The sequence below is a fragment of the Nitrospirota bacterium genome, from assembly GCA_016214855.1.
GTDB lineage: Bacteria > Nitrospirota > Thermodesulfovibrionia > Thermodesulfovibrionales > UBA6898 > UBA6898.
On the sequence record JACRMT010000004.1, the window covers coordinates 492,919 to 518,357 of the forward strand.

Genomic DNA, 25,439 nt, shown 5'->3' on the forward strand with positions numbered 1-25,439 from the left:
AATTTTCTTAATTATATTAAGGAGATAGAGCATTGTCAAGAAGATTTTAGTTTAATTTCAGCGCCTTAACAATATAACTCAGGGAAATTGAACTTTTACAGGCAATTTGTCGAATCAATTCAAGCATTTTTTGGACTCTTCTGACACTGTCAGCAGTTAAATAGATATGCTATTATAATTTTCGAAACGAGGAGGCTGAAATGGCATATAAAGACTTGAGAGATTACATAAAACATATTGAAAGCAAAGGACTTCTGCAGAGGGTCACTGCTGAGGTTGACCCGTTGCTTGAAATATCCGAGATAACGGACCGCGCGTGCAAGTCACCCCTCGGCGGCAAGGCTCTCTTCTTTGAAAACGTGAAAGGATCTGCACACCCGGTCGTGACAAACATATTCGGTTCGTTCGAACGCATGAGCCTGGCACTTGAAGTGGATCACCTTGATGATGTCGGGAAAAGGATCGATGAACTTCTGAACCAGTCGCCGCCCAAGACACTTATGGAAAAACTTGCAATGCTTCCCAAGCTGTTTGAACTTTCAAAGTATCTTCCGAAAACCGTCAAGCATGGTCCCTGCCAGGAAGTGATCGAAAGGGATGATCCCGATCTTTCGAAATTCCCTGTGCTTAAGACCTGGCCGGGTGACGGACAGCCGACTGACGAAGGCAGATTCATCACCTTCCCTATGGTATTCACCAAAGACCCGGAAACAGGCAGACCGAACTGCGGCATGTACCGCATACATATTTATGACAAGACCACAACCGGCATGCACTGGCATATCCATAAGGATGGGGCAAGGCACTACGATAAATATAAGAAACTGCATCAGAGAATGCCGGTTGCGATCGCCGTGGGAAGCGACCCAGCGGTCATCTATTCTGCAAGCGCCCCTCTGCCTGAGTCGATCGACGAAATGCTCTTTGCGGGGTTCCTGAGACAAGAACCGGTGGAGATGGTCAAATGCATCACTTCAGACATCGAGGTGCCTGCAAACAGCGAACTGGTCATAGAAGGTTATGTCGACCCCGGAGAGCAGCGCATCGAAGGGCCGTTCGGCGATCACACCGGATTCTATTCATCTGCCGACAATTACCCGGTCTTCCATGCAACCTGCATCACACACAGAAAGGATATGATCTATCCGGCCACGGTCGTGGGCAAGCCTCCGATGGAGGATTGCTACATGGGCAAGGCAACAGAGAGAATATTCCTGCCGCTCATGAGACTCGACTCTCCTGAGATCAGGGATATCAATCTGCCGATGGAGGGCGTCTTTCATAATTTTGTTCTTGTCTCGATTAAAAAGAGTTATCCGGGGCATGCGAAAAAGATCATCAACGGCCTCTGGGGCAAAGGCCAGATGATGTTTGCAAAACTCATTATTGTTGTTGATGAGGACGTGGATGTGCAGAACTTATCGTACACTGCATGGCGCGTTCTGAACAATGTTGACTGGAGGCGGGATGTGGTTATCTCGGAAGGCCCGCTGGACGACCTTGACCATGCAGCCAATTTCCCACGCTATGGCGCGAAGATGGGCATTGACGCAACACGGAAAACACGCGAGGAAGGTATGACGCGTGACTGGCCTGACGAGATCTGGATGTCGGACGAGATCAAACAACTCGTGGACAGGCGATGGAAGGAATACGGCTTCTGATACGCAGCCATGGATAACAGGCCTTCAGACAGACCGGAAAAATCAAAGCCTGTTTACTCCTTCATGGATATGGTTGCCAGAGAGGCCGAAGAGTATGCGGCTGAACACACCACACCTCTGTCAGCCCTGCTTGAAGAGATCGAGACCTATACCCTGATCAATACATCCTTTCCGAGCATGCTCACCGGAAGGGTTGAAGGCCGCTTTCTGCAGACAATTGTCGAACTGTCCGGGGCCAGGCATATTGTGGACATAGGGACCTTCACCGGATATTCTGCCCTTGCCATGGCAGAGGTCATACCTGCAGACGGAGAGATCATAACGATCGAGCATAATCCGGACCATGCGAAAATTGCCCAGGGCTTTTTCAACCGGAGTCAGAGCGGAGCGAAGATCTCGCTGCGCAACGAGGATGCTCTGGCGACCCTGAAGACCCTGCCTGACGCAAAGACCGATCTGGTATTCATTGATGCGGATAAACAGGACTATAGTGCCTATTACCAGGAAACTGTGCGCATACTGCGTCCCGGAGGTCTGATACTTGCCGACAATGCGCTTTGGTACGGCAGGGTCTTCGATCCAAAAGATGACGACAGCATGGCCATGGCTGCATTCAATGAACTTGTGAAGACAGACACCAGGACTGAAAAGATATTTCTCACGATCCGCGACGGCATCTATTTGATAAGGAAGCATTGAACTGGCGGTTATCTGCTGACGCAGAGAAATATTGATAGCCCCTATGATAATCAGACGATCGAAACAGGTCAGACTTTATTATTTTCCTTTAAAGGCCGGGCTCTTCTTCTTTATAAAAGACGTTGTTCCTTCCCTAAAATCATCTGTCGCAGCCACAAGCCCAAAGTAGTCGGCACCGAGCTTTGCAGACTCGTCAAGAGACAGGTCCATTCCGCGATGCATTGCCTCCCAGGTCATCCTCACCGCAAGAGGTGCCTGCATAAGAATCTCCTGCAGGAGCGCTTCCGATTCTTCTATAAGGTCTTCAGGCTCAACAACCCTGTTAACCAGGCCCATACGCAATGCCTCTTCAGCGGAGATCATCCTGCCGGTGAGCAGAAGATCTGCTGCCCTGCCCTTGCCGATCAGCCGCGGAAGCCTTGTGGTCCCGCCCCACCCTGCAACAGCACCGATGCGGACCTCCGGATGGCCAAGCTTTGCTGTATTGACTGCAACCCTGAGGGTGCATGCCTCGGCAAGTTCTAGACCACCGCCGAGGGCATAACCGTTGATAGCCGCAATAACCGGCTTTCCAAGATGTTCAATGCGGGAATATGTCTCTATCGCAAGCTGAGCGCGAGTCCGCACTTCGAGGGGATCAGCAGAATTGAAGAATCCGATATCGGCTCCTGCAGAAAAGGCCTTTTCTCCCGCACCCGTGATAAGGAGTCCTCTGACCGAGTCGTCAGCCTTCAAAGAATCAAGGAGACGCCCGAGTCTTTCGAGCATCTCCTTGTTGATGGTATTGAGTACGTCCGGTCTGTTCAAGGTCAGACAAACAATACCCTTGTTCTTCCTGAGACTTACAGGGTTCTTATCTTTCCTGGATTTTGTCATGGAACCCTCAATTAAAACATATCCCATTAATGACCAAATACCGCATCAGCTCAGCACCGTCACACTGCTTGCCTGCGGGCCCTTGGCGCCCAGTTCCTCGGCAAAGCGCACCTTCATGCCGATCCTGAGCTTCTCAAACCCTTTATTGAGAACACTGTTTTCATGAAAATAGACCTCAGTGCCGTCTATTTTGGCAAGAAATCCGTATCCCTTATCAAGGAACAGAGAGGCTATCTTGCCCTGAGGTATCTCTTCATGACGCTTCACTTCCCTTCGCTGCTGGGTAACGAACTCCTCGATCTTACGCTTTGCCGCATTGAAAGAGTCTCTTATGGCCACATAAAGGTCTTCATTCGGTTCACGCTTGATAACGATCTCACTGCCCGGCACCTTCAGGTCTATATTGACATTATATAGTCTGCCGTCATGTGAATGACGATGGGGAGCTTCAACAACAACCCTGCACTTGATGATCTGGTCGCAGAAGTTCTCGAGCTTTTCTACCTTTTCCGTGATCTCCGCCTTGATTGCATCTGTGAGTTCAAAATCCCGCGCCGTGATCTGCAATGAAAGCTTCATAACCTGTCCTCCAAAATATATATATTTACTGTGCTCCTGTTTCCATACTATCAGCAGGTGCACGTCCTGTCAACGATTGACGCACCACGTTGAGCAGGCTACAATATAACCATGAAACAGGCATTTATAAAGTGGATAATGAATACGATCGCGATCATGCTTGCAGTCAAATTTGTGCCGGGAATCATATATTCCGGCGAGTGGTGGGGCATTCTGATCGTGGGAGTGCTTTTTGGCCTGGTAAACACCTTCCTGCGGCCATTTATCAAGCTTTTCACCTTCCCCCTGCTCATCCTCACACTGGGACTCTTCACCTTTGTGATCAATGCCATGATGCTCAGCATCACGTCATGGCTTTCCGACCAGTTTCAGCTCGGTTTTCATGTTGAAGGATTTAAGCCTGCATTTTGGGGAGCCCTCGTCATCAGCATTGCGAGCCTGCTCCTGGGCTGCCTCATGCCGCAGGAAGAGGAAAAAAAATAGATCACGAACGGCTCAAGGCAGATTGATCAACAGCCGGACGGCTAAACGTGAGAACGCTTCTGTCTGCTCCTGCTTTTCCTGACCTGGTGTTTCTTGGCCTTACCCGATGCACGTTTGACCTTTGCAGCATCATTGTCCACACTTGTTATATAGACAACAGGCTCTTCGAGGTGGTTGATCACGCGCGCACCGAAGGCCATCAGATTCGCGGTCTCGCTCCACAAAAGTCCACGAGCCGGCTCGCCCAGCAAGGCAACAACAAGTGTACCGCTGCCGCAGTCCCCTGCACTGACAAAGCAGTGGCGCGCATCTCTCGTGTACCCGGTCTTGCCCAATATCAGGTCCTGATCTGACCAGAGCAGATGGTTCGTATTACTGATGGTCTTTGTCCGGCCGTCGACCGTCGAAATTTCAGCGACACGTGTTCCGAGGATCTCCTGCAGCAGGGGATACGTGAGAGCCTCCCGCATGATCTGGGCCAATTCCAATGCTGTCGTATACTGGCCGGGACCCGGGAGACCGTTGGGGTTAATGAAGCGGGTATTGTACAGACCGAGCGAGGCAGCCTTCTGGTTCATGAGCACGACAAAAGCCTCTTCAGAGCCTGCCACCGCCTCTGCCAGCGCAACAGTGGCATCATTTGCAGATTTGATCAGTGCTGCATGGAGCAATGCTCTGATCGTCAAGGTAAAGCCAGGCCTGAGTCCTATCTTTGTCGGAGGTGTGGCCGCTGCCCGCTCGCTCACCGTAACAACGTCGAACGGCTGCATCCTGTCGAGCACCACCAGTGCAGTCATCAGCTTGGTCGTGCTTGCAGGGAAGAGCCTCAGCTCGGGATTTTTTGCAAAGAGCACCCTTCCGGTCGCGGCCTCCATTACAACCGCTGCCCTCGCCTTGACATCTTCTCCAGAGGCAAGGGAAACAGATAGCGCCAGGCAGACAGTCAGGATCAAAAGAACGGAAAGAATTGATGCAGTGATCCGTTTCATGTCAGTTTCCCGCATTGTTACGGAGGGCATTTGCCGCAGACCGAGGCAAAGAGTGTTGTGCTGAGATACCGGTCACCGCGATCAGGGAGAATGACAACGATCGTGCCTTTTTTAAGCTGCTCAGCCATGCGTAAGGCCCCGAACATTGCTGCGCCGCTGCTCATGCCGACAAAGAGCCCTTCCTTGATCGCGAGCTTACGGGTGGTCTCAAAGGCATCCTCGTCATTCACATTGATCTTTTCATCGATCGCAGCGCTGTTATAGATCTTCGGTACGATCGACTCCTGCATGTTCTTGAGCCCCTGGATGCGGTGGCCGAGAAGCGGTTCAACGCCCACGATTCTGATCTTATTATTGTATTCCTTCAGCCTCCGGCCTGCTCCCATGATCGTGCCGGTCGTGCCCATGCCCGAGACAAATATGTCGAGCCTTCCGTTGGTCTGTTCAATGATTTCTTTGCCCGTTGTCTCGTAATGCGCCCTGATGTTCGAGTTGTTATCGAACTGGTTCGGCATGAAATAGTCCTGAGGATGCTCGCTGACTATCTTTCGGGCAAGCCGTATGGCTCCGTCAGTTCCCTCGTTGCCCGGGCTGAGCAGAAGTTCAGCACCGAAGGCCTCAAGCACTTTTCTTCTTTCGAGGCTGACGCATTCAGGCATGACCAGTTTCACCCGGTATCCTTTTGCCGCTCCGACCATGGCAAGGCCTATTCCGGTATTGCCTGACGTTGCCTCAAGGATCGTATCGCCTTTTTTTATCAAGCCGGCATCCTCGGCATCCTTTATCATGTAATGAGCGATCCTGTCTTTGACCGAACCGCCGGGATTGTTGCCCTCAAGTTTCGCAAAGATCGTCACGTCCGGCATGGGATTGATCACCTCGATCTTTACCAACGGCGTGTTGCCGATGCAGTCGATGACGCTCATTTCCCCCCCCCTGATATCTCCTTAAGGTTGTCGCAGGCATTCCTGTTGCCCTGCTCGCAGGCATACTTGAAATCAGCCATGGCCTTGTTCAGGAAGGCAATGCCCCGCGACATATAGGCATTGGTATCGCTCGGCTTCAGAGAAAGGACCCTGTTGTAATCCTCGATCGCCAGGTCGTATTTACCTAACCCGCGGTACGCGATTCCGCGATTGTAGTACGCCTCAATAAGGCGGGGATTGAGTGAGACCACCCTGGTAAAGTCGCTGATGGCCCGCTCGTATTCGCCTTTTCTGAGATATGCCAGACCGCGGCTGTTCAGCACGTCTGGCTGCTCAGGGCGGCTCGATACAACCCGGCCGAAATCACTTATTGCCTCATCATACTTCCCTTTTTTATAGAACGCCATGGCGCGGCTGTAATATGCCTCGATCAGTTCAGGATACTGTGCAATCACCTTGTTGTAGTCCTGTATTGCCGCATCGTATTTGCCCTCATTGAAACTGTCAGTCGCCCTGTCATAGACCGTCTGAATGTCCTGATCAGCAGCAAAAACGATCGAGGCAACACACAAGGTCATGCTGACAGCAAGGCTCTGTAATAGTTTCATGATCGCTCCGTTCGTCTAAAGAAATGTTATTAAGTATAACAGAACAAACAGCATTTGAGGCCATTCTGGGTTGGCGAATACAGAACAGTCTTGTTTGGCAGTTTGGATAATTTTCTGATACCCCACCCAACCTCCCCTTGGAAATGGGAGGAGAGATAACACTCATAACTGAAGGGTTACGTATTTAGCAGCTTATGCTGTTGACCACGAGTATGATTAGTGATAGGCTGAAAGAAAAAGAACAGAGGAGGCTACCATGTTTTACGAAGATGACAATACAGGCCCGGCCATTCTGGTATCGTTTTTTGTCGGCAGCATTGTAGGAGCAGGTCTGGCGCTCCTGTTCGCACCGCAGGCAGGCAAAAAGACCAGAAGGCAGATCGCCGACCTTGCAGATGATGTCAAGGACTATGCAGCAGACTACACAAAGAAGCTGAAAGACAAGATAGCCTAACGCGACGGCTTGAAAAAAACCACGGCAAGGGGCGGGACAACGATCTCCATGGAGCAGGGCTGACCATGCCAGGGTATGGCGGCAGACTGCAGACCGCCCTGATTGCCGAGGTTGCTGCCCCAGTATTCGCGGGAATCGCTGTTCAGGATCTCACGGTAAAAGACCTGCTCAGGCACACCAACCCTATAAGCATCCTTCGGCACAGGAGTAAAGTTGCAGACAACCACAATATGGTCAGCAGGAGCCTTTGAGCGCCTGATAAAAGAGACAATGCAGTTGTCCGTATCGCGGAAATCGATCCACTCAAAGCCCTGCCAGTCATGATCCATATCGAACAATGCCGGCTCAGAGGCATAAAGACGGTTCAGGTCCTGCATATATTTCTGGAGCCTGTTATGCTGTCGGTATTGCGTGAGATGCCAGTCCAGGCTCTGATCAAAGTTCCACTCATCCCACTGGCCGAACTCTCCGCCCATGAAGAGCAGTTTCTTGCCCGGATGGCCGTACATATACCCGTAAAAAAGCCTGAGGTTGGCGAATTTCTGCCACATATCCCCGGGCATCTTGTTCAGCATCGAGCGTTTCCTGTGCACCACCTCATCATGAGAGAGGACAAGAACAAAGTTTTCCGAAAATGCATAGAGCAGTCCAAAGGTGAGATTATTCTGGTGATATTTCCTGTACAGCGGGTCCTTCGTCACATAATCGAGCATATCGTTCATCCAGCCCATGTTCCACTTCATATCAAAGCCGAGGCCGCCTAAATAGACAGGCTTGGTCACACTGGGCCAGGCTGTGGACTCCTCAGCAATGGTCAGGATGCCGGGGAAGTATCCATGCGTCACCTCATTGAACTGCTTGATGAAGTCGACCGCCTCCAGGTTCTCCCTGCCGCCGTATCTGTTTGGTATCCAGTCGCCCTCTTCCCGTGAATAGTCGAGATAGAGCATGGAGGCGACAGCATCGACGCGCAGTCCGTCGATATGGTATTTCTCGATCCAGAAGAGCGCGTTGGAGATCAGGAAGTTCCTTACTTCATTCCTGCCATAATTGAAAATAAGTGTACCCCAGTCCCTATGTTCGCCCTTCTTTGGATCCACATGCTCATACAGACAGGTGCCGTCAAAGAACCCGAGGCCGTGACCGTCTTTTGGAAAATGCGCAGGCGCCCAGTCCAGGATCACACCGATGTTATTCCGGTGGCATGTATCGACAAAATGCATGAATTCTTCAGGCGTGCCATGTCTGCTTGTCGGTGCAAAATACCCGATGGTCTGGTATCCCCAGGACGCATCGAGCGGGTGCTCACAGACCGGAAGCAGTTCTATATGGGTATAGCCCATCTCTTTTACGTAAGGAATGAGGGTATCGGCAAGCTCGCTGTATGTCAGAAATCTGTTGTTGTCTTCAGGGACCCTCATCCATGAACCGAGATGAACCTCGTAAATGGCAACCGGAGATTCGTGCCAGTTCCTTTTCTGCCGCTCCGCGATCCAGGCGTTGTCGTTCCAAATATAGGTATTGATGTCATGGACCACGGAAGCGCTTTTGGGGCGCTGTTCGAAGAAAAATGCGTAGGGATCTGATTTTTCGGCCTCGAAGTTGTTATAGCGTGATTTGATAAAGAACTTGTAGACCTGACCCTCTCCGATGCCGGGAACAAAGATCTCCCATATGCCTGAATGGACAAGAAGACGCATCGGATGCCTTCTTCTATCCCAATTATTGAAATCGCCGATAACACTCACATTCGAAGCATTCGGCGCCCAGACAGCGAAATGTACGCCGCGTGTGCCATTGATCTCTGTGACATGGGCACCGAGCTTCTCATACTTTTTGTAATGAGTCCCCTCGCCTATGAGATGCAGGTCAAAGTCAGTAAGCACCGGCAGAAAAGAATACGGATCCCGGAACTCTTCTTCAGTATCGTCGTATTTCTTTATCCTGATCCGATAAGGGAAAGTGCCCCTCTCAGGTCTTCTTGCGCTGAAAAAGTCGAAGCGGTAGCTGTTTTCCATCGGATGGAGCGACTGTGTCCTCTCATCTACCACCCAGGCAGCCTTTGCTTCAGGAAGAAACGCCCTGACCTCGATATGCTTCCTGCCGTCTTCGATTACGACATGCATGCCGAGCAGGGAAAAAGGATCAGCATGGTTCCCGTTTACGATCTTTCTTATATTTTCCTGAATTCCCATGTTTTCTTTCTTTTAAGATATGCTCCTCTAAACCGCCACATACTCCGCAAAGGAATGAGATTCCGGAATCTGCAATTTGTCTTCGATAAGTCCATCAATATGCATTTTCACAGCTTCATGCATGTTGCGTTCAACCTCATCTCGTGATAAGCCGGTAGCAACACAACCCGGCAAGTCAGGAGAATATGCAGAATAATTGTTTTCTGCCTTTTCAATCACGACAAGAAATCTGTGCATTTACTTTGCCTCCTTCAGCTTCGACTGTTTCATGATGCTGTTCAGGGTCCCCGGAGCCAAGTCATCGTTGGGATGCCCGGCGATGGTGACTCGTCCCTCTTTGACAGCATGTTTATACTGCCGATGGCTTCCCCTCGTAACCACGAGATACCACCCGTCTGCTTCGATCACTTTAATAATATCACGCACTTTCATAGATTTGCTCCATATTTATCATTTACCCATCACAATCGCTATCCATAAATTGCACTTTATTTCAATTGACTCTTAAGGATTTATAAATTCTTGTGGCAAGAAGTTGTCCCACAAAAACAAGTGCAAGATTGAAATAAACAAGGAAACGAAGAGACTCGGCATCACCAAAGGTAAACAGAGCATAGGTTGTAACAAGCGTTATTGGAATCAACATTAATGCCAGTTTCAGGTAGAGCTCTGTTCTTCTTGCGCCTTTCAGAATCAAGTTTGCAAGATATATGGCTATAACGATAAAAGGAACAACGTCAATTAACGCCGCAAAAAAAGCACAGACAATGGTCGTATAGCCGCCCCTTGGCAGGTACTTTTGTGACTGCCAGTAGAAAACTTCTGAGGATATAACGATAGTGAAGCCAATGATGACAGGTAGGAGTAAGACAATCACCCGTAAAAGATTACTGATTTGTTTGTCATTATTTGACTGTAATGCCATCATGGTCATCGGGATGCCTTCAAACTGGTAATGAGTTCCCCTATAGTCTCGCACTGTGAATTTATCCAATTGTATATCATATGGACTGTTTCGTCGATATCTGTTTCAGTCAACAAAAAAGCCCTGCGGAATTCTGCAGGGCTTTGAGCAGGGTATGTCGAAATATATTACGGTTTCTTGACGCCTTCGCGCGCAATCGCGATCTTGCCGGTGCGGACAAACTCCTTGATGCCCATCGGTCTCAGAAGCTCCACAAAGGCCTCGATCTTCTTTTCTTCACCGGTAACCTCGATCGTATAGGTCTTGGGGCTTGAATCAACGATCCTGCCCCGAAAGATATCGGCGATCCTGAGCACCTCTGCCTTGTCCTCCTGGCGCGGTGATACCTTGATCATGACCATCTCCCTCTCCACATGGTCGAGTTCGGTCATGTCCACGACCTTGATCACATCGATCAGCTTGTTCAACTGCTTGTTGATCTGCTCGACGATCCAGTCGTCGCCACTCGTAACGATCGTCATGGTCGATATATTAGGGTCGATCGTTTCGCCAACAGAGAGACTCTCGATGTTATAGCCCCTTCCGCTGAACAGTCCTGATATCCTCGAAAGGACACCGAATTTATTTTCGACAAGAACAGATATCGTATGTCTCAATTTAATCCTCCATAATAATGCAATGAATAATCAGTAAAAGTGACAAGCTGCAATACGGATAATTCCTCGATTGCCTTAACTCATCACTCATGACGCATTACTCATTACTGTCTTTATTTTACTGCCTTGAGTTTCTTCTCAGGCTTCTTCACTTCTTCTTCCCGGAACAGCATCTGGTCAATGGCAGCGCCAGCAGGCACCATCGGATAGACCTTCTCGGTCCAGTCGATCACGAAATCCATGATTACCGGCCTCTTGATGGCAAAGGCTTCCTTCAGCACCGGCTCAACCTCTGACTTCTTTGTTGCCCTGAGTCCGACGGCGCTGTAAGCTTCTGCGATCTTCACAAAATCCGGCACGGTTTCATCAAGCTTGGTATGCGAGTATCGCTCCTGGAAGAAGAGCTCCTGCCACTGACGCACCATGCCGAGGAAGCGGTTGTTCAGGATCGCGACCTTTACGGGCAGTTTGTTAATGACCGCTGTTGCAAGCTCCTGAATGTTCATCTGAATGCTTCCGTCGCCTGCGATATCGATGACCAGCTTGTTCGGAAATGCAAGCTGTGCACCGATTGCTGCCGGCAGACCATAACCCATGGTGCCGAGGCCGCCTGATGACAGCCATGTCCTTGGCTTGTCATACTTGTAGAACTGTGCTGCCCACATCTGGTTCTGGCCTACCTCTGTTGCGATGATCGCATCGCCTTTGGTCAGCTCGTTGATCTTCTCAATAACATACTGGGGTTTGATCACATCTGCATCCCGGTCATAGCTCATGGGCCGCTCTTTTTTCCAGGCATCGATCTGTTTTGTCCATGCCTTTCTCACCTCAGCCCACTGCTCCTTCACCTCGTCATGGATCACCTTGTTCATCACGGTAAGCACACGCTTCACATCACCGACGATCGGCAGGTCAACGCGTACATTCTTCCGGATTGATGTGGGATCAATATCAATATGAATGATCTTGGCATTCGGCGCAAAGGCATCTATCTTGCCCGTGACCCGGTCATCAAAACGCATGCCGATCGCAATCAGAAGGTCTGAATCCTGCACTGCCTTATTCGCATAATAAGTGCCATGCATGCCTAACATGCCTAATGAGAGCTTGTGCGATCCCGGGAACCCGCCAAGGCCCATCATGGTCATGGTTACCGGCACCCCGGTTATCTCCGCAAATTCTCTCAGTTCCTTTGAGGCATCTGATGAGATGACACCGCCGCCGGCTATGATCAAAGGCTTCTTTGCCTTTGCTATCATATGCGAAGCCTGGGTGATCATGTATTTATTGCCTTCATACGTAGGGTTATAGCTTCTGATCTTGACCTGATCAGGCCAGTGGAATTCAGCCTTGCTGGTCGTCACGTCTTTTGGCAGGTCTATGAGCACCGGACCGGGCCTGCCAGTACTGGCAATATGAAATGCCTCTTTTATCGTAAGGGCAAGATCACTGACGTTCTTTACAAGAAAATTATATTTCGTGCAGGGCCTTGTTATGCCGACAATGTCAGCTTCCTGAAAGGCGTCATTGCCGATCAACATGGTAGGTACCTGTCCGGTAATGACCACCATCGGGATCGAATCCATGGCAGCGGTCGCAATGCCGGTGACCGTGTTCGTTGCACCCGGACCTGAGGTGACCAGCGCCACTCCCACCTTGCCTGTTGCGCGTGCATATCCGTCAGCAGAGTGTACAGCTCCCTGCTCATGGCGCGTTAATATAAGCTGAAGATCCTTTTCATCATGGAGAAGGTCGAAGATATTCAGCACAACACCTCCCGGATACCCGAACAGGTGTTTAACTCCTTCCTTCTTCAGTGATTCTAAAAGGATCTCTGAACCAGTCATTTTCATCTTTCTACCGCTCCCCGGTCAGACTGCCTGCTCTGACCAATTATGAAATTTCGCATATTGTATCACATGCAACCCTGTTAACTTCAACAAAAACGGGCCTTCCTTCAGCTAAAGTCGGTTAGGTCAGAAAGCCCCTCCTTAGCAAGGAGGGGTAATGGGGAGGTTTTGAAAATTGTATCAATACCCCTCCCGCCCTCCCCTTGGAAAGGGGAGGAGGCACACCCCTCATAACTGAAAGATATTTTTTTAACGCACGATGGCGCCTTCATCTGCCGAGCTCACAAGCTTGGCATAGCGAGAGAGATACCCCTTGGTTATCTTGGGAGACGGCTGTTTCCATGCCTTCAGCCTCTTCTTTATATCCTGATCGCTCAGTTTCAGCTCTATCTTCCGCTTTGCTATATCAATACTGATCTTGTCGCCATTGCGGACAATGGCAATAGGGCCACCCTCCATCGCCTCAGGCGATACATGGCCTATACAGGGGCCGCGTGTGCCACCCGAGAATCGACCGTCGGTTATCAGCGCTACGGACTCGCTCAGCCCCATGCCTGAGATCGCAGCAGTGGGTGCGAGCATCTCCCTCATGCCGGGACCGCCCTTAGGCCCTTCATAGCGGACAATAACAACGTGGCCGGCCTTCACCTTGCCGCCGCGTATAGCGGTCATCGCCGACTCTTCAGAATCAAAGACAATTGCAGTGCCTTCGAACTGCATCATGTTTTGACTGACCGCCGACTGCTTTACCACAGCCCCCCCCGGAGCAAGATTGCCTTTCAGTATCGCAATGCCTCCTTCCTTGTGGTGGGCCTTCTCAATCGGGCGGATCACATCGTCGTCATAGATCTCAGCCTCATCAGCGATCTGGCAGATGGTCTTTTCGTTCACGGTTATCGTATTGTTCAGCGTCTTTCTGAGCCTTTTGAGCACAGCAGGTATGCCGCCCGCATAATCAAGATCTTCCATATAGTTTTTCCCGCCGGGAAGCATGTCCGTGATATGCGGCGTCTTCTTTGAAAGCCTGTCAAAGGACTCGAGCGGCAGCTTTAAGCCTGCGTCATGGGCTATGGCAGGTATATGCAGCACTGTGTTGGTCGAACCGCCTAATGCAAGATCGACCATGATTGCATTTTCAAAAGACTTCATGGTCATGATCTTCCTGGGCGTGATATTCTTCTGCACGAGCTCTACGATCCTTTTGCCGCTGTCAAAAGCGATCCTCCGTTTTTTTGAGGATACGGCAAGGGCCGTAGCACATCCCGTAAGGCTCATACCGATGGCCTCCGTGATGCATGCCATGGTGTTCGCCGTGTACATGCCCTGGCATGAACCTGCGCCCGGGCATGCGCACATCTCAAGGCTGTCCAGTTCGTCCTTTTTTATAAGCCCCTTCCGGAACTTGCCTACAGCCTCAAACGTGTCGCTCGTAAGATTCAGCCGCCTGCCCTTGTAGTGGCCGGAGAACATGGGGCCTGCGGTCACTACGATACAGGGGATATTCAGCCTGCCTGCTGCCATGAGCATGCCGGGCGTGATCTTGTCGCAGTTCGTCAGGAGCACAAGCCCGTCAAGCTGGTGAGCAGAGGCAACCGTCTCTACCATATCGGCGATCAGCTCGCGCGATGCAAGGGAGTAATGCATGCCGCTATGGCCCATGGCGATGCCGTCACAGATGCCGGGGATGCCGAAGAAAAAAGGATACCCTCCGCCGGTATGGACTCCCTTTTCAATGAACCGTTCAAGGTCCCTCATGCCGGTATGGCCGGCGATCAGATCGGTAAAACTTGTGGCAACGCCGATGAACGGCTTGCCCATCTCTGATTTGGATATGCCTGTGGCATACAGCAGCGCCCGGTGAGGAACACGGTCAATGCCTTTTTTGATAATATCGCTTTTCATGAAACCCACCTGCCTTTACACTCTTGAGTGTTTTATGCTGATTTTTGACTGGCTATGACAAGAAATACCTCAACGCCATAATTAGATATTATCAGGATAAGCGAAAAAGTCTGCAAGTTCTTCGTAAACTATCGAGCCTCTCGCGTGAGACTCTCAGGACAGATGGTCATTTTTTTGAAACTGCACTGAAGGCGAAGTATTAATGACACACACCGGCCGTCTGATTGCATAGGGGCCGAATGGCCGGGCAGGAATTCCCCAGTATGCGACAGTCCGGAACGCATACGTTGGGACTTACATCAGTGGCACAGACCTTGCCGCTATTACATATAACGCTCCCGCAGGCAGTACCGGAGGATGCATTTTCAAGTGCCAGTATCGCATCGCAATCGGCGGATATGCAGAGCACGATGGGTTCAGCGTCGAGACTGACAGATACGGCCGGCACATCGCTAACACTTCCGGTATTAAGTTTAATACTCTTAAGAGTCACGGGCCCGAACGTGGAAGACAAGTTTACTGACGTCGGTGAACTTGTGGCGATTGCCATTACAAAGGGATATGTTGTCGGGTTCGCACCAGAGTAGTTGCCTGCCTTCATAAGAAATATATCGGCTCCCCTAGCGGTAATGCGGGAATCAAATCGGGCAAAACGAAGATATCTGTTCGCCCATTCGAGATAGGGATATTGAGAATAGTCCGTGGCCTTTGCTGCATAATTAAAAGAGGAAACGCCAGGATGTTCCGCTTCCCATGCAAGATATTCGTCCCGGACATCGATATATGAAGAGAATCTGGCCGGAGGTTTCCCGGTTGAATCAGCCCTGCTGACAAACTCGTCCCGCAGCCACGGGATCAAATCCATGATTGCGGCCCGGGATTCGGAGCCATAGTCCAGGTCTTGCGTGTGGACTCCCCAGCCAAAGGCCCAGACCTTTGACTTTGCGCCGGCACGGGTACGCTCTTTCCAGTTGGCGTAAAGCTGAAGGAATTCCGCTTTTTTACGGGATGATTTCCCGTCCTGCCAGAGGCCTAAATGGTCACCGACCTGGCCGATGACCATGCCCTGTGGCACAGTCATGAATTTCGTAGTCAGGTCTTCAGTAATAGCGGTTTGGCCGGGTCGGAAAGGATTCCAGGGGACGTGGCTGAAATAACCGGCCATGATCTGGTCCCCACCGCCCTCGCGGATGGTATAACCGTATTCTTTCATTAGTTGGTTAGGGTCCGTCAGTTGCGCATGGGATTCTGCCGCAGTATTGACGGCTGCAATGGCTGCAGCATCGGTTAAGCCAAGCGCAAGGGTTACGGCCATGTCGGTGAAACGTTTGTTGGCGTCCCACACTTTTCTGACGTCATTGGGGTCTGGATTCGTGTATGCGTTGGCTATTGACGGCCAGTCATGGACGCCGCGATAGTACTCGGTGTGCGAGTGAGTGCCCAGTATGCCGCCACTGGCCTGGAGCCGGGCGAGGAGCGGCAGGCAGGTCGCCTGTTCAGAAGCTTCTACGCAGAACTCGTAGCATTCGCCTACAGCGAGGAATGAAACTTTGACCCCGTAGGGTTCCAAATAATCGATCAGCCACGCAGCATTGGCAAGTTGACGTCGAAAGAAGATGCGCCGATCATCAAGCGTCAGTTGTTGGTTCAGGGGGTCGCAATGGAGATCCATGGTGATATTGATCGGAGGCTGGGATACAGCAGTGGTCACCGTCAGGGTCGCGCTTACCGAGATGGTCCCTGATGTCGCCGTGATCGTGGTTGTGCCTGCTGAAAGCGCTGACACGAGACCGGCGGCGTCGATCGTTGCGATAGCTGTGTTTGATGAAATCCACGTTGCCGATTGAGTCAATGTCTTCGAACTGTTGTCCGAATACGTTCCGGTTGCCATGAACTGTTGTGTGCTTCCTGCTATGACGATTGAGGTGGTTGGCGATACCATAATCGAGACCAACGTTGCAGATGCATTGCCACCACTACTATCGCTGCTACTACTACCTCCCCCGCCCCCGCCGCATGCGCAGAGCATTATGGCCAAAAGCGCAATCATGCTCATTCTTACTCTCATTACCGCACCTCAACGAACACAGGATTTTCACCGACTGTCAGCGTTATCGTACCGTTTGACGCAGCTACGGTCTCAGTTCTGAACGCCGTCGCATAATCGGTCACGTCTTTGCCGGCTGAAAACTTAGGTACCGCCTCCGTCACCAGCACTGAGCCTGCCGGCAGTCCGCTGATGGATATTGTTTTCGTATTTCCAGGGGCGTAAGATGTTTCATTGAAATAATCCCACCAGGCTACATAGATCGGCGCGTTGTTCTTCATGAACTTGAAGGTATAGACATTGCCTGATGCCTGTATCGTCTGGATGTTCTTCCAGTCGGAGCCTTCGAGCATCTCGGTCATTTTTTTATACGTGTAGTAACTAAGTTTCTTGACGCCAAGACCCAGGTCATTGGTTCCCCAGCCGTCATAGATGAGCCCAGTGTAGTCGAAGTAGCCGCCGTCATATTTGAACCCTTCCATCAGGCCGAAGGCCGGGAATATCTTCTTTATGCCGAAGGAAAGCGGATACACGAACCGCTTGAAATAATCGAGTGCCTGCTGCTGTTCTGTCTGGAGAGGATAATCAAACGGTGCGGGCGTAACAGATGCCGGATCGCCGCTGTATGCGCCCATCTCCGTTATCCAAAACGGCATCGAGGGAAAACCGTCTGCCTCAAGCACACTGCGGATATGGTCATAGGCTTCCTTTGCGCCACGGTAATCGCCTGTTGCATTTCCATACCAGTGGAAATCCATTACATCAACATAGTTTCCCCCGAGGGCGTTAAGAATAGGTTTGTAATGCTGGTCGAAATTCGACAGGTAATCTGCCACCGGCGGCATGCCCGGCACGCCGCCGATCAGGACCATACAGTCGGGGCAGACCTCCTTGATCGCCGTATACGTTATCCGCTGCAGGTCAGCAAATCGGCTCTTCACATTGTTCGGCTCGTTCCCCACCTGCCAATATTTGATTGGTGCAGCCAACCCCGACGCGGCATAGGAATCACCGCCATAGCGCCGCACGACCGCCTTTACAAAGGCGACATATTTCTGCTCGTCCACCGGGAAATAGGACCCTGCCAGGCATCGCCCTTCGTCAATCGGCCCCTGAGGCGATATGTTCGCAAGAATATGCGTTCCGGAGGGGACTCTACTCCACTGTTTGTCATACTTCGTAAAATCATAAGCCTCGCTTGCAAGATCGGGCTGGACCAAAAACCAGAATGCATACACCCCATCTCGCGTCCATGTGACGCCAATGTTCTGAGCGTCCCCGTACCCGTTATTGGTATATCCCTGTTTTTCGACCGATGCCGGATGAAAACCAAACGGGCTTTCGATAACAGCGTCGTAAACAGTCAGGGTTGTGCTTCCTGCAAGGTTCCCCGATATTGCCGTAATCGTGGCTGAGCCCGTTCCGGCGGATGTAGCAAGGCCTGAACTGCTGACAAATGCACATGACGTATTCGAAGATGTCCAGGTTGACGAAGAAGTCAGATCCCTCGTGGTGCTGTCCGAATAGATCCCGGTTGCAGCGAACTGCTGCGTCTTGCCAAGCATGATACTCGGGTTAGACGGTGTTATGACGATAGAGACCAGCGTTAAAGATGTATTGCCACCACCACTATCGCTGCTACTACCTCCGCCGCCCCCCCCGCAGGCAAACAGTGTTACTACCAATAGCGCAGACAGAATTATTGTTCCCCTCATTGCACCCCTCCTCTGCACACTATTATTTGTTCTGCATCATCTGCCCGGCTGAGGCCTTATCGGACCGTTGCGCTCATCCGCAGTCCGGGGAGGGAATCTCTGATCCCTGCCGGGTCCCTCGCCCCTTCTCTCTCTTGCCTCGCCGATAAGTTTCCGGATTTCCCTGTTGAATTCCTGCTGAAAGAGAACAAATTTCGCCTGCTGCTCCACAGAGAGGATCTTCCTAAGATCAGCGCGCTCCTCATCATTGGTCCGCTGCAGCGCCGTATGGCTCTGTTCGAGACGACCGAGGGCAGCCTTCATCTTCGCCTCATTCTTTTCCTTCACCGCCTCTCTCAGTTCTCGCATGCCGTCACGAACAGCTGCCTCCGCCTCTGCCCTTTTCTTATCGTAGCTGTTAAGCACCGGAAATACCTGTGCCGAGATCTTCTCATTAAGGTCAAGGGCGCTGGTCAGCTTCCACATCCTCATGGTCTCGATCTTTTTCCTGACCTTCTCCATCTGCTCCTTCGAAGGCGGTCGGTCCCGATCGTCAAAAGGCTCGGCAATCGCTGCCGCGGACCATGCCATAAGGAACACAAACACCAATAAGCCGGCAATCTTTCTGTTCATTTTCATCCTCCTTTGTGATCTTTTGATTGCAATGTCCTGGATAGCGCTGAGAGTTCGTCTGAACTCAGAGCTACAAATTCGCTGTGATATGATGGCGCTGTGGCATCCAATAGAGCTGCTTCTTCGGCAGTCAGACCGCCTTCCCGGGTCTGTATCTGCTTTTCAGTAATATCGTCTAATTCAAGGAGAGAGTATTCAAGCGGATCGCGGAACAGGGGATCACGCTGAGGGGCCATGCGGACCTGAAGCGGAAAAACAAAAAAGGCAATAATGATCAGCAGCAGTGCCGACACAGGCGGTAGCAGCCGCGCAGGAGAAAATCTCCCGGCAGACCGTCGGGCATGTTCATCCCTGCTCAGGACCCGGATCTTCTGCGGGAGTGTTTTCCAGAATATATCTCCAGGGTCCGGCGCCGCGCAGTCCCTCAAATCCTTTAACAGAACGAGCATTTCCGCACATTCCGCGCATTGCCCTGCATGAGTCTCGATGCACTGTTTCTGGTCGTCCGTAAGCAGCGCCCCTGCATACTCCGGCAGCAGCCCTTTTATATCATCATGAGACAGTTTCATGTCCCTTCTCCTTCATTGCCTCACGAAGTTTTAGCACTCCATTATGGTACTGGGCCTTGACCGCGCCTTCTGAGCAGCCCATCACCCCTGCAGTCTCTTCGCAGCTAAGTCCCTCGTAGACCCTGAGTAGGACTGTGAGCCTCTGGCGCTCGGGCAGCAGGTCCAGGGCAGTTCGCACGTCCTGTATTCTCTGCTTCTCCATGAGCAGGGACAGTGCCCCTTTCTGGTTGCAGACGATCGTCTCTGCTATCTCGACCTCATTTTTCCCGCACTGCCGAATCTGGTTCAGGGTCGCATGCACCGCTATCTGATACAGCCAGGTCTTGAACGAAGATTGCCGTTTGAAATTTCGTATGCCGCCGATTACGTTCATAAAAGTCTTCTGGGTAAGATCCTTTGCCTCTTCCATGTCTCTCGTCATGCGATAGACAAATGCATAGATAACACGCTGATATTTCAGCACAATTTCTTCCATCGCCATATCGTCGCCGGCCATATATCGTTCGACAAGCCGAATATCATCATCCATCTGTATTCTTAGACCCCCCGCACAGGAAAAGGTTTAAACAAAAAAAAACGGCCTTACCAAGACCTGCTACAGCTGTTGTTATTTATGGGACGCCCGGGAAAAAACCGCTTTGAAAAAATAAAAGGCAGGGGAAAGACCGAATAAACAGCCTTTCCCCTGCCTCGATAAGATCAAGCTTTGACTATCTAAGCGTCCGGATGAGCCTTTTTGTATTCTCTGACCATTTCCGCCATTTTATCCTTAAGGTGAAGTTTCTGCTTTGCCAGCTTCTTGCGCTCGATATCTTCTTCAGGCGTCAGATAAACCTTTTTGTCTACTTCTATAAGCTGCATGTCAAGGTGGTGGTGCTCATCACTCACTTTTCTGAACTCTTCGTCTTCCTGCAACAGCTTAGCCATAATTTCCTGTTCTTTCACCTTTGCCTCCTCCTATTTCTCTATGATTTTGACTGTCATCTCCACTCGTTCATTGGGGTTGTCCCTCGCATCCCTCGGCTGGTTCACAATCTGATCAACAACATCCATGCCGGACACCACCTCGCCAAACACGGTGTACTGCCTGTCCAGGAAGGGAGAGTCCTTCACACAGATAAAGAATTGGGAACCCGCACTGTCAGGGTTAGCTGAGCGGGCCATCGAAAGGATGCCTCGTTTGTGAGGTTTCTCGCTGAACTCAGCCTTGACCGTATGCCCGGGGCCACCCATGCCATGGCTTGACTTATCAGGATTCTTCGAGTTCGGGTCACCGCCCTGGATCATGAACCCCGGAATAACGCGATGAAAGGTCGTATTGTCGTAAAAACCCTTTTTCGCAAGATCCACAAAATTATTCACATGCTTCGGCGCAACGTCCGGGAAGAACTTCAGTTCAACAGCACCGAATTTCGTTTCAATAACTGCATACGTCTCTGCCATTATGTTTCTCCTTCTCCCTCATATGGTTATCGTCTTCAGTATTACGGTTTTTCCTCAATGACCTTCACTTTGATCTCTACGCGCTCGTTCGGATTGTTGGTACGCGGATCCTGGGGCAGCGATACGATCTTGTCCGCCACTTCCATGCCGCTCACCACCTCGCCAAAGACGGTGTATTGGCGATCAAGAAACGGTGAATCCTTTACGCAGATGAAAAACTGAGAACCTGCGGTATCAGGAGCCTGCATGCGGGCCATCGAAAGGATACCGCGCTTATGCAGCTTCTCATTGAATTCAGCCTTGATCGTATATCCCGGCCCGCCAGTGCCGTAAGCAGCCCGGCGAGCAGGGTCCTTGCTGATCGGGTCTCCGCCCTGGATCATGAAGCCTGCAATAACCCGGTGAAAAACAGTCCCGTCATACGTACCATTCTTTGCAAGTTCAAGAAAATTCTTCACATGTCCTGGTGCGGCCTCAGGAAAGAACTTCAGCGTAATATTGCCGAATTTTGTCTCGATGACCGCTTTGGTTGCAGCCATTTTCTTAACTTCCTCTTTCGAAACCGTTATGGGTTTAACCTCTGCTGACACCACGGCTGCATACATGCAGACGCAGAAAACCGCCAAACCGTACAAAACTTTTTTCATGCTATTTGATCTCCTTGTCAAGATAGTCCTGAAGAGTGCGGAAAAATTCATATTGTGCTCCTATTGTATCTCATTCAGGCAGATTCCTCAATGATCTTTTCCGCAAGCTTTGCGGAGTTCTCGATGCAGTCATTCACGCTGATGCCGCGGTATGCATTGCCGGTCAGATAAAGGTTTTTGTGCTTTTCCAGGCTCCCCTCTATATTTCTCAGCCGCTCTGTATGACCTACGGTGTACTGGGGGATAGCCATCTCATGCCGGTATATGCGGACAAAATCAGGTTCAGCGGTAATATGGATGATGTCAGACAGTTCCTTTCTGATCATCTGCAGCAGCCGGGGTTCCGGTTCCATGGCAAGGTCCGAGGCCCTCGCGCCGCCCACCATGATCCTCAAAAGCGCATACCCTTCCGGCGCCCTGTTCGGGAAGATACTTGAGTCATAGAGCGTACCAAGAATCTTCCTCTTTTCGCGGGAAGGGATGAGATAGCCAAAGGCATCAAGGTCTGCCGTGAGCTTATCCTTCTTATACCCGAGACAGGCAACAGAGACCGAGGGATAGGGTATTTCAGACAAGGTGCTGGATAGTTTTCGGTCAATATTTTTCAGCATCTCTGACGCTGCGTACGCAGGTGAGGCAACAATGACCGTCCCGGCCTCAAAAGAAGAATTGTCTGCAAAATGGATCGTGTAACTGTTGCCTTTTCTCTCGATCGACACTGCCCGGTACCCAAGCCTCAGCCTGTCGCCCAGCAGGGTCTTGAGAGAACGTATCAGCTCTCCCATGCCGTCAAAATACGATGTAAGCACGCCTCCGGGCCCTGCGCCTACCTTTTCTGCTGATCCCTGCCTTTTCTTCTCCTGCTGAAGTTTCAGCATACCCCTGATGAGACCGCCGTATTTCTTTTCAAGGTCGTAGACCTTGGGAAAACATGCCCTGAGGCTCAGGGTCTCGGGATTTCCGGCATAAATGCCGGATGCCATAGGATCGATAAGTTTCTCATACGCTTCCCTGCCAAGCCGCCGCCGCGCAAACTCTGCAAGGGTCTCCTCCTCTTTTGCGTTGCCAGAAATAAAAGGCTCTGCCATGACCCTCAACCTGCCCCGCAGACTCAGAAGCTTCGATAAAAGAAAGGCAGGCGGAGACTCAGGCAGACGATGCAGAACTCCCTGGGAAAAGATGTACCGTTTCCTTGATGCATCATTGCTGCGCATCGGCTCTAGGGCCAGTTTCATTGAGAGCTCAAGCGTCTTCGGCCTGTTGTCAAGAAAACCGTTCACGCCCCATTCGCAGAGAAAACCTTCTGCCTTGTCTGTCCAGATCTTCCCGCCGGGCCGCTGCTCAGACTCAAAAATGGTTATTTCAGCAGCAGGGTCCTTCTCAAGAAGAAACCAGGCAAGTGAAAGCCCTGAAATGCCGCCGCCGATGATCGCTATTCTTTCCATCCTGCCTCCTTCATCCCTTGAACAGCAATGTCCCTCAGAGCCGAGATAAATACGGGGGACAGATTCAAAGACTCTGCCCGCTCCAGCCTAATACCAAGTCCGGCGGCCATATCCTTATAGAGCATATCGATTTCATACAGGGTCTCGATGTGGTCAGAGACAAAGCTGATCGGCACGGCAAGCAGGTTCTTGACCCCCTGGGATGCCATCTCCTCAAGCATCTGCTCAGTGGACGGTTCCAGCCATGCCACAGGCCCGCTCTTTGATTGATAGGAGAGTTTCCACGGATTACTGAACCGTGCGGTCACTGCCTTGATCGTCGCCATGGTATGGTCAACATAGGGATCTCCTTCCTCAACGAACTTTCTGGGAAGGCTGTGTGCACTGAACAAAAGATGAACGTCTGCCGGCGAGATATCAGCGGCGAGGGGTGAAGCGCAAAAAGTCGTCAGACCTTTCTCTATCTTTTCTGCAAGAGCGCCAATATACAGAGGATGATCATACCAGGACATGATCTCACAGGTCTTGATCGCCGGATAGGAGGTGAGGATCTTCCTCAGGTAAGAAAGTGAAGAACCCGTGGTTGCTACAGAGTAGTGAGGATAGAGACTCAGGATTACGAGCTTCTCGACTCCCTGCCTATGAATTTCCTGCACAACATCCTCAAGGAGCGGTTGCCAGTACCTCATACCGACGAAAACGGGAATTCGTAATGCATGACTCGTGATCCGTGATTCGAACAAAGCATCTTCCAGCGCCCTTGCCTGTCCAAGCGTGATCTCCCTGATCGGGGACCTTCCGCCAATACGTGCATAGGCAGCTCTTGTCTTAGCTGACCGAAGGGATGAGATCAGCCATGCAAGGGGTTTCTGAAGAAATGCAGGGCCGAGCCTGATGATATCCCGGTCGGAAAAGAGATTAAAAAGGAACGGCCGTACTGCAGAAAGCGAGTCAGGACCGCCGAGATTGAGAAGGAGAACTCCTATGGAAGGTTTCGTGGCCGATTCCAAGGTCAGTCTTGATATCCTTCGAATATCCGGTTGAACTCATCGGCCGCATCTCGGAAGGCGGCGTGTATCTTCGGATCAAAATGCTCGGGCCTGGTCCGGCCGTCGCCTTTTATGATAATGTCACAGGTCTGCTCATGGCTGAAGGGGACCTTGTACGGCCGCTTGGACCGCAGAGAGTCATACTGGTCAACAATATTCATGATCCTTCCAATAACAGGGATATCCTCACCCTTCAGCCCCCGGGGATAACCGGTCCCGTCCCATCGCTCATGATGCGTGAGGGCCACCACCTCTGCAGCAGCAAGGAATTCTGATGATGAATTGCTCAGTATTCGGGCGCCTATGGTCGTGTGCGATTTGATGATCTCGAACTCCTCGGACGTCAGTTTCCCGGGCTTCAGAAGAATATTGTCGGGAATCCCGATCTTGCCGATATCGTGCATGGGACCTGCATAAAAGATGGTCTCACAGAACACTTCCGACTGTCCTATATTCTCAGCCAGAACCTTGCAGTAGTAACTTATGCGCTTGATATGCGTGGCCGTATCCTCGTCCTTGAATTCGGCAGCAAGCGTAAGCCGGTAGATGGTCTCGATGTAGCTGCTCTTGATCTCCTGGTGGGCGGCCTCAATATCATCCATCGCGATCTGAAGCTCATAGGTCCTCTTCCTGACCTCCTGCTCAAGCACCTGGTTATGCCTTATTACAAAGTCCTCGTATTCCTTGATCCTGAGGAGATTCTTGACCCTCAGGATCAGTTCTATCCTGTCGATCGGCTTGGTCAGAAACTCGTTTGCAGAGACCTCAAGACCCCGGAGTTTCGACTCCCTGTCGCTCAGAGCCGAGACGATCACCACCGGGGTATTCGCCGATTCAGGGTCGCTCTTGATCAGACTGCAGGCCTCGTAACCATCCATATCGGGCATCATGATATCGAGCAGCACCAGGTCCGGGGAACCGGCCTTCACCTTCTCGACCGCCTCCCTGCCGTTTGAGGCTGTCTCGGTCTCATATCCCTCTGCCCGCAACAGGGAACTGAGCAGTTTGACATTCTGCTCTTCGTCATCGACCACCAGGATCTTCTTCTTATCCGCCATGGACCATACCTTCCTTTATACCGCAGTTCCGTGGTTTCTCTAAGCCTA

Annotated in this window: 27 protein-coding genes; 4 read left to right on the forward strand and 23 right to left on the reverse strand. The window is 51.1% G+C overall.

Going from position 1 to position 25,439, the window contains the following annotated elements:
* The first annotated feature begins 200 nt into the window (after nucleotides 1-200).
* Nucleotides 201-1,664, forward strand: a complete 1,464-nt coding sequence (locus HZB62_04505) for a menaquinone biosynthesis decarboxylase (GenBank protein ID MBI5074413.1) — start codon at nucleotides 201-203, stop codon at nucleotides 1,662-1,664.
* Nucleotides 1,665-1,673: 9 nt separating this feature from the next.
* Nucleotides 1,674-2,363: a class I SAM-dependent methyltransferase gene (locus HZB62_04510; protein ID MBI5074414.1), complete on the forward strand. Its 690-nt coding sequence runs from the start codon at nucleotides 1,674-1,676 to the stop codon at nucleotides 2,361-2,363.
* A 78-nt stretch (nucleotides 2,364-2,441) separates the two neighbouring features.
* Here HZB62_04510 and HZB62_04515 read toward each other — a convergent pair whose 3' ends face one another.
* Nucleotides 2,442-3,239, reverse strand: a complete 798-nt coding sequence (locus HZB62_04515) for an enoyl-CoA hydratase/isomerase family protein (protein ID MBI5074415.1) — start codon at nucleotides 3,237-3,239, stop codon at nucleotides 2,442-2,444.
* 45 nt (nucleotides 3,240-3,284) lie between these two features.
* Nucleotides 3,285-3,818, reverse strand: a complete 534-nt coding sequence (gene raiA / locus HZB62_04520; GenBank protein MBI5074416.1) for a ribosome-associated translation inhibitor RaiA — start codon at nucleotides 3,816-3,818, stop codon at nucleotides 3,285-3,287.
* A 111-nt stretch (nucleotides 3,819-3,929) separates the two neighbouring features.
* Here raiA and HZB62_04525 point away from each other — a divergent pair, with 111 nt between their 5' ends.
* On the forward strand, nucleotides 3,930-4,301 hold the full coding sequence (locus tag HZB62_04525) for a phage holin family protein (GenBank protein MBI5074417.1): 372 nt from the start codon (nucleotides 3,930-3,932) through the stop codon (nucleotides 4,299-4,301).
* A 41-nt stretch (nucleotides 4,302-4,342) separates the two neighbouring features.
* Here HZB62_04525 and HZB62_04530 read toward each other — a convergent pair whose 3' ends face one another.
* The 3 genes from HZB62_04530 to HZB62_04540 are packed head-to-tail and all read right to left on the reverse strand — an operon-like array spanning nucleotide 4,343 to nucleotide 6,824.
* Nucleotides 4,343-5,290, reverse strand: coding sequence for a D-alanyl-D-alanine carboxypeptidase (locus HZB62_04530; protein ID MBI5074418.1), 948 nt, complete (start codon nucleotides 5,288-5,290; stop codon nucleotides 4,343-4,345).
* Between the two features lie 17 nt (nucleotides 5,291-5,307).
* Complete coding sequence (gene cysK, locus HZB62_04535) at nucleotides 5,308-6,216, reverse strand: cysteine synthase A (protein MBI5074419.1); 909 nt, start codon at nucleotides 6,214-6,216, stop codon at nucleotides 5,308-5,310.
* The gene (locus HZB62_04540) at nucleotides 6,213-6,824 is read right to left on the reverse strand and encodes a tetratricopeptide repeat protein (protein ID MBI5074420.1); all 612 of its coding nucleotides are present in this window, start codon (nucleotides 6,822-6,824) and stop codon (nucleotides 6,213-6,215) included. Before HZB62_04540 ends, cysK begins: the two co-directional genes overlap by 4 nt.
* A gap of 256 nt (nucleotides 6,825-7,080) precedes the next feature.
* Here HZB62_04540 and HZB62_04545 point away from each other — a divergent pair, with 256 nt between their 5' ends.
* Complete coding sequence (locus HZB62_04545) at nucleotides 7,081-7,278, forward strand: YtxH domain-containing protein (GenBank protein MBI5074421.1); 198 nt, start codon at nucleotides 7,081-7,083, stop codon at nucleotides 7,276-7,278.
* Here the strand turns inward: HZB62_04545 and glgB are convergent.
* The 18 genes from glgB to HZB62_04635 form a co-directional block, all read right to left on the reverse strand.
* Nucleotides 7,275-9,473, reverse strand: coding sequence for a 1,4-alpha-glucan branching protein GlgB (glgB, locus tag HZB62_04550; protein MBI5074422.1), 2,199 nt, complete (start codon nucleotides 9,471-9,473; stop codon nucleotides 7,275-7,277). The genes HZB62_04545 and glgB overlap by 4 nt on opposite strands.
* 27 nt (nucleotides 9,474-9,500) lie before the next feature.
* A complete protein-coding gene (locus HZB62_04555) occupies nucleotides 9,501-9,710 on the reverse strand; it encodes a type II toxin-antitoxin system HicB family antitoxin (protein MBI5074423.1) in 210 nt (69 codons plus the stop codon).
* The gene (locus HZB62_04560) at nucleotides 9,711-9,905 is read right to left on the reverse strand and encodes a type II toxin-antitoxin system HicA family toxin (GenBank protein ID MBI5074424.1); all 195 of its coding nucleotides are present in this window, start codon (nucleotides 9,903-9,905) and stop codon (nucleotides 9,711-9,713) included.
* Between the two features lie 61 nt (nucleotides 9,906-9,966).
* Nucleotides 9,967-10,467, reverse strand: a complete 501-nt coding sequence (locus HZB62_04565) for a hypothetical protein (protein ID MBI5074425.1) — start codon at nucleotides 10,465-10,467, stop codon at nucleotides 9,967-9,969.
* A 98-nt stretch (nucleotides 10,468-10,565) separates the two neighbouring features.
* The gene (gene ilvN / locus HZB62_04570; protein ID MBI5074426.1) at nucleotides 10,566-11,054 is read right to left on the reverse strand and encodes an acetolactate synthase small subunit; all 489 of its coding nucleotides are present in this window, start codon (nucleotides 11,052-11,054) and stop codon (nucleotides 10,566-10,568) included.
* Nucleotides 11,055-11,167: 113 nt separating this feature from the next.
* Complete coding sequence (gene ilvB, locus HZB62_04575) at nucleotides 11,168-12,907, reverse strand: biosynthetic-type acetolactate synthase large subunit (GenBank protein ID MBI5074427.1); 1,740 nt, start codon at nucleotides 12,905-12,907, stop codon at nucleotides 11,168-11,170.
* Between the two features lie 246 nt (nucleotides 12,908-13,153).
* Nucleotides 13,154-14,806 (reverse strand): dihydroxy-acid dehydratase, encoded by a 1,653-nt coding sequence (gene ilvD / locus HZB62_04580; protein ID MBI5074428.1) that lies wholly within the window; start codon nucleotides 14,804-14,806, stop codon nucleotides 13,154-13,156.
* A gap of 199 nt (nucleotides 14,807-15,005) precedes the next feature.
* Nucleotides 15,006-16,874 carry an Ig-like domain-containing protein gene (locus tag HZB62_04585; protein MBI5074429.1) on the reverse strand — a complete coding sequence of 623 codons (1,869 nt, stop codon included), beginning with the start codon at nucleotides 16,872-16,874 and terminating at the stop codon, nucleotides 15,006-15,008.
* Entirely contained in the window at nucleotides 16,874-18,568 is a 1,695-nt protein-coding gene (locus tag HZB62_04590; protein ID MBI5074430.1) for an Ig-like domain-containing protein, read from the reverse strand. Before HZB62_04590 ends, HZB62_04585 begins: the two co-directional genes overlap by 1 nt.
* A 36-nt stretch (nucleotides 18,569-18,604) precedes the next feature.
* On the reverse strand, nucleotides 18,605-19,180 hold the full coding sequence (locus HZB62_04595) for a hypothetical protein (protein MBI5074431.1): 576 nt from the start codon (nucleotides 19,178-19,180) through the stop codon (nucleotides 18,605-18,607).
* 2 nt (nucleotides 19,181-19,182) lie between these two features.
* Nucleotides 19,183-19,749 (reverse strand): hypothetical protein, encoded by a 567-nt coding sequence (locus HZB62_04600; protein ID MBI5074432.1) that lies wholly within the window; start codon nucleotides 19,747-19,749, stop codon nucleotides 19,183-19,185.
* Nucleotides 19,733-20,278, reverse strand: a complete 546-nt coding sequence (locus HZB62_04605) for an RNA polymerase sigma factor (GenBank protein ID MBI5074433.1) — start codon at nucleotides 20,276-20,278, stop codon at nucleotides 19,733-19,735. Before HZB62_04605 ends, HZB62_04600 begins: the two co-directional genes overlap by 17 nt.
* 185 nt (nucleotides 20,279-20,463) lie before the next feature.
* On the reverse strand, nucleotides 20,464-20,694 hold the full coding sequence (locus HZB62_04610) for a DUF465 domain-containing protein (protein ID MBI5074434.1): 231 nt from the start codon (nucleotides 20,692-20,694) through the stop codon (nucleotides 20,464-20,466).
* A 12-nt stretch (nucleotides 20,695-20,706) separates the two neighbouring features.
* Nucleotides 20,707-21,192 carry a peptidylprolyl isomerase gene (locus tag HZB62_04615; protein ID MBI5074435.1) on the reverse strand — a complete coding sequence of 162 codons (486 nt, stop codon included), beginning with the start codon at nucleotides 21,190-21,192 and terminating at the stop codon, nucleotides 20,707-20,709.
* Between the two features lie 41 nt (nucleotides 21,193-21,233).
* Nucleotides 21,234-21,731, reverse strand: a complete 498-nt coding sequence (locus HZB62_04620; protein MBI5074436.1) for a peptidylprolyl isomerase — start codon at nucleotides 21,729-21,731, stop codon at nucleotides 21,234-21,236.
* A gap of 182 nt (nucleotides 21,732-21,913) precedes the next feature.
* Complete coding sequence (hemG, locus tag HZB62_04625) at nucleotides 21,914-23,284, reverse strand: protoporphyrinogen oxidase (GenBank protein MBI5074437.1); 1,371 nt, start codon at nucleotides 23,282-23,284, stop codon at nucleotides 21,914-21,916.
* Nucleotides 23,272-24,270, reverse strand: a complete 999-nt coding sequence (gene hemH / locus HZB62_04630) for a ferrochelatase (protein MBI5074438.1) — start codon at nucleotides 24,268-24,270, stop codon at nucleotides 23,272-23,274. Before hemH ends, hemG begins: the two co-directional genes overlap by 13 nt.
* A gap of 26 nt (nucleotides 24,271-24,296) precedes the next feature.
* The gene (locus tag HZB62_04635) at nucleotides 24,297-25,391 is read right to left on the reverse strand and encodes a response regulator (GenBank protein MBI5074439.1); all 1,095 of its coding nucleotides are present in this window, start codon (nucleotides 25,389-25,391) and stop codon (nucleotides 24,297-24,299) included.
* Nucleotides 25,392-25,439: the final 48 nt, after the last annotated feature.